6 protein-coding genes are annotated in these 6,561 nt (G+C 55.7%); 2 read left to right on the top strand and 4 right to left on the bottom strand.

Translation table 11 applies throughout. The features are described 5' to 3' along the window. Positions 1 to 403 precede the first annotated feature (403 nt). Both pssA and ilvC read right to left on the bottom strand, forming a co-directional pair. Positions 404 to 1,216, bottom strand: a complete 813-nt coding sequence (pssA, locus tag BLO50_RS19985; RefSeq protein ID WP_090256036.1) for a CDP-diacylglycerol--serine O-phosphatidyltransferase — start codon at positions 1,214 to 1,216, stop codon at positions 404 to 406. A gap of 156 nt (positions 1,217 to 1,372) precedes the next feature. Then, a complete protein-coding gene (ilvC, locus tag BLO50_RS19980; protein ID WP_090256035.1) occupies positions 1,373 to 2,389 on the bottom strand; it encodes a ketol-acid reductoisomerase in 1,017 nt (338 codons plus the stop codon). A 125-nt stretch (positions 2,390 to 2,514) separates the two neighbouring features. Here ilvC and ilvY point away from each other — a divergent pair, with 125 nt between their 5' ends. Then, complete coding sequence (ilvY, locus tag BLO50_RS19975; RefSeq protein WP_090256034.1) at positions 2,515 to 3,396, top strand: HTH-type transcriptional activator IlvY; 882 nt, start codon at positions 2,515 to 2,517, stop codon at positions 3,394 to 3,396. Positions 3,397 to 3,482: 86 nt separating this feature from the next. On the opposite strand, the gene ilvN is transcribed toward ilvY, so the two are convergent. Further along, positions 3,483 to 3,974, bottom strand: coding sequence for an acetolactate synthase small subunit (gene ilvN / locus BLO50_RS19970; protein WP_090256033.1), 492 nt, complete (start codon positions 3,972 to 3,974; stop codon positions 3,483 to 3,485). Between the two features lie 2 nt (positions 3,975 to 3,976). Further along, a complete protein-coding gene (locus tag BLO50_RS19965; RefSeq protein WP_090256048.1) occupies positions 3,977 to 5,701 on the bottom strand; it encodes an acetolactate synthase 3 large subunit in 1,725 nt (574 codons plus the stop codon). Positions 5,702 to 6,108: 407 nt separating this feature from the next. On the opposite strand from BLO50_RS19965, the gene BLO50_RS19960 reads away from it, so the two are divergent. Next, positions 6,109 to 6,552 carry a DUF4124 domain-containing protein gene (locus tag BLO50_RS19960; protein WP_090256032.1) on the top strand — a complete coding sequence of 148 codons (444 nt, stop codon included), beginning with the start codon at positions 6,109 to 6,111 and terminating at the stop codon, positions 6,550 to 6,552. Positions 6,553 to 6,561: the final 9 nt, after the last annotated feature.

The following is a 6,561-nucleotide window of genomic DNA, read 5'->3' as shown; positions in this document are numbered from 1 at the left end:
TCGATCAACATCTAGCTTCTCGTCAGCGGGAGGCGAATTCTACAGCGTTTCAAACCGCTGTCAACCGCCTCTTTTACCGCCTTCGATCATCTCGATCGAACCTCTTCTAACTTAAACACTACCTCCTGAAGAGGAGACGCATTCTACGCATCTTTCGCTGCTTTGCAACCCCTTTTTTAAATCTAACTTCTTGTTTTATAAGAAGTTTAAGGAGCTGCTTACGCCTGAAGAGGTGCGCATTATAGGGACTGACGAACGCAGGTCAATGATTATTGCGATTTTGTTTCAACACCCGCGAACTAACGGGCTGTAGCCACACAAACCACTAGCGCGCCGCCTGCAGAAACGACAAAGCCGTTGAAGCTGGCGCTTCAACGGCTTTGTCGAAACCACTGCGCTGTAACTACGCGCTATTGCCGCGACGCAGGCGCAGCAAGTACTGAATAGGCCCCGAGGCCGCGTAAGCCAGGAATATGATCAGCAAGATCCGAGGCGGATCACTGAACACCACCGCAAATACCAGCACCACCGCAAGAATCGCCACAAACGGCACACGCCCTTTCAAGTCGAGATCCTTGAAGCTGTTGTACTTGATATTGCTGACCATCAGCATGCCTGCAGCTGCTACCAGAATGGCAACTACAAAGGCCATATTCGAGCCTTTGATACCAAAATCACTAAAGGCCCACACCGTACCCGCCACCACACCCGCAGCAGCAGGGCTGGCCAGGCCGATAAAGTAGCGCTTATCGACGCTGCCGATCTGCGTATTGAAACGCGCCAAACGCAGCGCGGCACCAGCTACATAGATGAAGGCAACCATCCAGCCAACCTTACCCATGCTGCCCAACGCCCACTCAAACGCGAGCAAGGCAGGCGCCACACCAAAGGCGACCATATCGGATAGCGAATCGTACTCGGCACCAAAGGCGCTCTGGGTATTGGTCAGGCGAGCAACACGCCCATCAAGGCCATCCAGCACCATGGCAACAAACACAGCGGCGGCGGCCACATAGAAGTTGCCGTTCATGGCATTGATGATGGCGTAGAACCCGGCAAACAGATTGGCCGTGGTAAACAGGTTGGGCAGCAGATAAATACCGCGATGACGGACCTTACGCCCTTCGGCGTCATGCCCCTCTTCTATATGCTCATCGATTGGCAGCAAACTTTCGGCGTCGGCGGGAGACTGCGGCTCATCTGGACGTTCATTCATGAACAATACCTTGCAACGGATTTGGAAAATTTCGACAGACGCCGACGATCAGGGTTCACGCCAGCATCCATGCAACTCTCAGGCTTTATACCAGAAGCCTTGACGCACCATGAAAAAACGCGGCCTTGGCCGCGTCTTTTCTTACGTCATAAAACCTTAGTTCTTGGCTTTGTCGACGATTTTGTTAGCACCGATCCACGGCATCATGGAGCGCAGTTGCTCACCGATGATTTCGATACCGTGAGCTGCGTTGTTACGACGCTTGGCGGTCATCGAAGGGTAGCCGGTTGCGCCTTCGCTGATGAACATCTTGGCGTATTCGCCGTCCTGGATGCGCTTCAGAGCATTGCGCATGGCCTGACGGGACTCGGCATTGATCACTTCCGGGCCGGTCACGTACTCGCCGTACTCGGCGTTGTTGGAGATCGAGTAGTTCATGTTGGCGATACCGCCTTCGTACATGAGGTCAACGATCAACTTCAGTTCGTGCAGGCACTCGAAGTAAGCCATTTCCGGCGCGTAACCGGCTTCAACCAGGGTTTCGAAACCAGCTTTAACCAGCTCAACGGTACCGCCACACAGAACGGCTTGCTCGCCGAACAGGTCGGTTTCGGTTTCGTCTTTGAAGGTGGTTTCGATGATGCCGGTACGGCCGCCACCCACGCCAGCAGCGTAGGACAGCGCAACGTTCTTGGCGTTGCCGGAAGCATCCTGGTAGATGGCGATCAGGTCAGGGATACCGCCGCCTTTGACGAACTCGGAACGCACGGTGTGGCCCGGGGCCTTCGGCGCGATCATGATCACGTCGAGATCGCTACGTGGCACAACCTGGTTGTAGTGGATGGCGAAGCCGTGGGAGAAGGCCAGGGTAGCGCCTTTCTTGATGTTCGGCTCGATTTCGTTCTTGTACAGCGAGGACTGGAACTCGTCCGGAGTCAGGATCATGACAAGGTCGGCAGCAGCAACAGCGGAAGAAACATCAGTCACTTTCAGGCCGTGGGCTTCAGCCTTGGCAACAGTGGCCGAGCCTTTGCGCAGGCCAACAGTCACGTCAACGCCGGAATCTTTCAGGTTGCACGCTTGAGCGTGGCCCTGGGAACCGTAACCGATGATGGCAACTTTCTTGCCCTGGATGATCGAGAGGTCACAGTCTTTGTCGTAATAAACTTTCATGTTCTTGGCTCTTTTAATCGAAAAGGGATGGGGTGCATGCACCGCGACGAAGACACCTTAAGTGATCCGCGATATTGCGTAAAATGATATATTTGCAACACAACATGCCGATATTTGAAACGATTATGGATAGTCACGCACTCAGGCTCTTTCTCTCTTTGGCCGACCACCTGCACTTCGGCAAAACCAGCCGCGAGCAACACGTCAGCCCTTCCGCACTCAGCCGCAGCATCAAGCAACTCGAGGACGAACTGGGTGCGCCACTGTTTCTGCGCGACAACCGCTCAGTGCGCCTGACCCGCGAGGGGCAACAGTTCCGCGAGTATGCGAGTGAAGTCATGAACGGCTGGCAAGCCATCCGCCAGACCTTTAAGCAGGACCAGTTGATCCTGCACGGCGAGCTCTCCCTATATTGCTCGGTAACGGCTAGCTACAGCTTCCTCTATGACATCTTGAGCAGCTTTCGCCAGGACTACCCACGCATTGAAATGAAGCTGCACACCGGCGACCCGGCCAAAGCCGTAGAGCGCGTGCAAGAAGGACTGGAAGACCTGGCCATCGGCGCCCGCCCCGACAGCTTGCCCGCTGGCGTCGCGTTTCAATCCATTGCTCGTTCCGCACTGTGCTTTATCGGCCCGCTGTCACCCCAGCTGTTAACCGAGGAACAACTGAAACACCCCGGTACGGACACTTGGAAAGACGTGCCAATGATTCTCTCAGAAGAAGGCCTTGCCAGGACCCGTACCGATCGATGGTTAAAAAACCACAACATCAAACCGCGCATTTACGCCCAAGTGAGCGGTAATGAAGCCATCGTCAGCATGGTGAGCCTGGGTTTTGGCATTGGCGTGGTTCCGCAAATCGTCCTCGACAACAGCCCACTGACAGCACGCATCCGCATCTACGATATTCAGCCGCCGTTAACCGCCTACGATATCGGCCTGTTCGCGCTGGAGAAACGCCTTAAAGATCCGCTGATTAATGCCTTCTGGAATCGCCAACGCTAAATTCTTGCAGCGAGTCACCCCCAGAAACGCAAAAAGCCCTCAGGGATCTCTCCCTGAGGGCTTTTCGTTTTATCAGTACAACGCAATCAGATGCTCAGCACCTTGTCACCACGGGCAATGCCGGTAACACCACTGCGCACGGTTTCCAGAATCGACGCGGTGCCGATGGCCTGGATAAAGCTGTCCAGCTTGTCGCTCGTGCCGGCCAGTTGAATGGTGTAAACGCTGCTGGTCACATCGACGATCTGCCCACGGAAGATGTCGGTGGTACGTTTGACTTCAGCACGTTGAGCACCAGTGGCCTTGACCTTAACCAGCATCAGCTCGCGCTCGACGTGAGCACTTTCCGACAGATCGACCAGCTTGACCACCTCGACCAGCTTGTTGAGGTTTTTGGTGATCTGCTCGATGACTTCATCATGGCCCACAGTGGTCAGCGTCAGACGCGACAAAGTCGGGTCTTCGGTCGGCGCCACAGTCAGGCTTTCGATGTTGTAGTTGCGTTGCGAGAACAGACCGACCACGCGGGACAATGCGCCGGGCTCGTTTTCCAGCAGCAGGGAAATAATGTGTCGCATGATTAGGTACGCTCCGTCTTGCTCAGCCACATATCGCGCATTGCACCGTCTTTGATCTGCATCGGATAGACGTGCTCACTGGTATCAACCTGGATATCGAGGAACACCAGGCGATCTTTCATCGCGAAGGCTTCCTCCATCTTCGGCTTGAGATCCTTCAGATCAGTGATGCGCATGCCGACATGGCCATAGGCCTCGGCCAGCTTGACGAAGTCCGGCAACGATTCCATATAGGAATGCGAGTGACGGCTACCGTAGTTCATGTCCTGCCACTGGCGCACCATACCCAGCGCACCGTTGTTCAGGTTGACGATCTTCACCGGCAAACCGTACTGCAGGCAGGTCGACAGCTCCTGAATGTTCATCTGGATGCTGCCTTCGCCGGTTACGCAGGCGACTTCGTCATCCGGAAAGCTCAGCTTGACGCCCATGGCTGCAGGGAAGCCAAAGCCCATGGTGCCCAGGCCGCCAGAGTTGATCCAACGGTTCGGCTTGTTGAAGCGGTAGTACTGGGCAGCAAACATCTGGTGCTGACCCACATCGGAAGTCACGAACGCATCGCCACCGGTCACTTCGGACAAAGTCTCGATCACGGTCTGCGGTTTGATGATGCTGCCGTCGCCCTTGTCGTAAGGGAACATGATGCGACCGCCACGCCACTCTTCGATCTGCTTCCACCAGCTCGCCAGGGCATCCTTGTTCAGCTGCTCGCCGATCTCTTTAAGGATCGCGACCATCTCGGTCATCACGCTATCAACCGGACCGACGATTGGGATATCGGCCTTGATGGTCTTGGAGATGGAGGCCGGATCGATATCAACGTGGATGATCTTGGCATTCGGGCAGAACTTGCTCGCGCCATTGATCACGCGGTCATCGAAGCGTGCGCCAACCGCCAGGATCACATCGGCGTGGTGCATTGCCAGATTAGCGGTGTAGCTGCCGTGCATACCGAGCATGCCGAGGAACTGGCGATCGGTGCCTGGATAGCCACCCAAGCCCATGAGGGTATTGGTGACTGGCAGGTTGAGCATCTGCGCCAGCTCGGTCAGCGGCGCTGCAGCACCACCCATGATCACACCACCACCGGAGTAGATGACTGGACGCTTAGCAGTCAGCAGCAGTTCAGCCGCCTTACGGATCTGCCCGGAATGACCGCGCAGAGCAGGGCTGTAGGAGCGCAGCTTGACCTTCTTCGGATAGACGTACTCGAACTTCTCAGCCGGGTTGGTCATGTCCTTCGGAATATCCACGACCACCGGACCTGGACGACCGGATTGCGCCAGATAGAAGGCTTTCTTCAAGACTTCTGGGATCTCCGAAGCGTGCTTGATCATAAAGCTGTGCTTCACGATCGGCCGGGAGATACCGATCATGTCGGTTTCCTGGAAAGCATCAGTACCGACCATGGTGCTTGGCACCTGACCGGACAACACCACCATCGGAATGGAGTCCATATAGGCAGTGGCAATACCGGTAATGGCATTGGTTGCGCCAGGACCCGAGGTTACCAGCACCACACCGGCTTTACCGGTTGCGCGGGCATAGCCGTCAGCCATATGGGTTGCCGCTTGCTCGTGACGAACCAGGATGTGCTGCACTTCCGGTTCTTTGAACAGGGCATCGTAGATGTGTAGAAGAGCACCGCCTGGGTACCCATAGATGTTCTTAACGCCTTCGTCACGCAAAAAGCGGACGACCATTTCAGCGCCGGATAAAAGCTCCACGTTGTTCACCTCTAAAACGCCAGAAAACCGCCCAACAAGGAGGACGGCCTAAGATAGGTTTACTGCCAGCAGAGCATGAGCGACGGTGGTCGCCGACTACGTCAGCTACAACTGAGCAAGTATTGGGAACTCCCCAAAGTGTTGCGGGGTTTTCCCACCCAGCGCGAGGTAACGCGTTGCGGGTGTAACAGGTCGGCGCGGGTGTGCGCCTCATGTCTACTGAGCTAAAGCCTGCTTGCGGCGGACTCCACTACAGCGAGCGTGGAATTGTTGGGATTCGGCGCGACCAAGTCAAGTAATCCGTGATTGAATCTGCAATCTTCTGCTGTGACGCAGCGCAGGATGACGATTCAGACAATTTGGTTATAGTACTCAGCAGGCACCGCAGCTCAACATAAGGAAAACGCATGCGCCGCATGATGATCACCAGCAGCTTGCTGCTCGCCATGAGCGCCACCGCCATGGCCAGCCAGGTTTATAAGTGGGTCGATGCCCAAGGCGTGACGCACTTCAGCGCACAGCCGCCGCAAGGCCAAGACGCCACCAGCGTCAACACTGCAGCACCACCGCCAAAGCCTGCTGTTGCGGAAGAAAAGAAAGCAGCACCTACCTTCGAGAGCATCGCTGACCCCGAGCAGGCAGCCATCGATGAGAAGGTCAAACAGGATATTGCGGCCAAAGAAGTAGAGCGCAAGAAGTACTGCGCAGATGTGCGCACTAACCTTTCGCAGCTAGAGAACAATCCGCGCGTACGCACGGAAGTAGACGGTGAAGTACGGCGCCTAAGCGAAGAAGAACGCCAGAGCCGTATCAGCGAAGCACAGAAGGCGATCGCCGAAAACTGCAAGTAAGCCGTTGGC

The organism is Pseudomonas peli (genome assembly GCF_900099645.1).
In the GTDB taxonomy this organism is placed as follows: Bacteria; Pseudomonadota; Gammaproteobacteria; order Pseudomonadales; family Pseudomonadaceae; genus Aquipseudomonas; species Aquipseudomonas peli.
Note: the sequence above shows the minus strand (reverse complement) of the source record. Positions and strands in the feature narration are given on the sequence as shown.

Excerpts from the sequence above, each read along its gene's own strand:
- pssA (WP_090256036.1), bottom strand. The coding sequence starts at position 1,216 with ATGAATGAACGTCCAGATGAGCCGCAGTCTCCCGCCGACGCCGAAAGT.
- ilvC (WP_090256035.1), bottom strand. The coding sequence starts at position 2,389 with ATGAAAGTTTATTACGACAAAGACTGTGACCTCTCGATCATCCAGGGC.
- ilvY (WP_090256034.1), top strand. The coding sequence starts at position 2,515 with ATGGATAGTCACGCACTCAGGCTCTTTCTCTCTTTGGCCGACCACCTG.
- ilvN (WP_090256033.1), bottom strand. The coding sequence starts at position 3,974 with ATGCGACACATTATTTCCCTGCTGCTGGAAAACGAGCCCGGCGCATTG.
- BLO50_RS19960 (WP_090256032.1), top strand. The coding sequence starts at position 6,109 with ATGCGCCGCATGATGATCACCAGCAGCTTGCTGCTCGCCATGAGCGCC.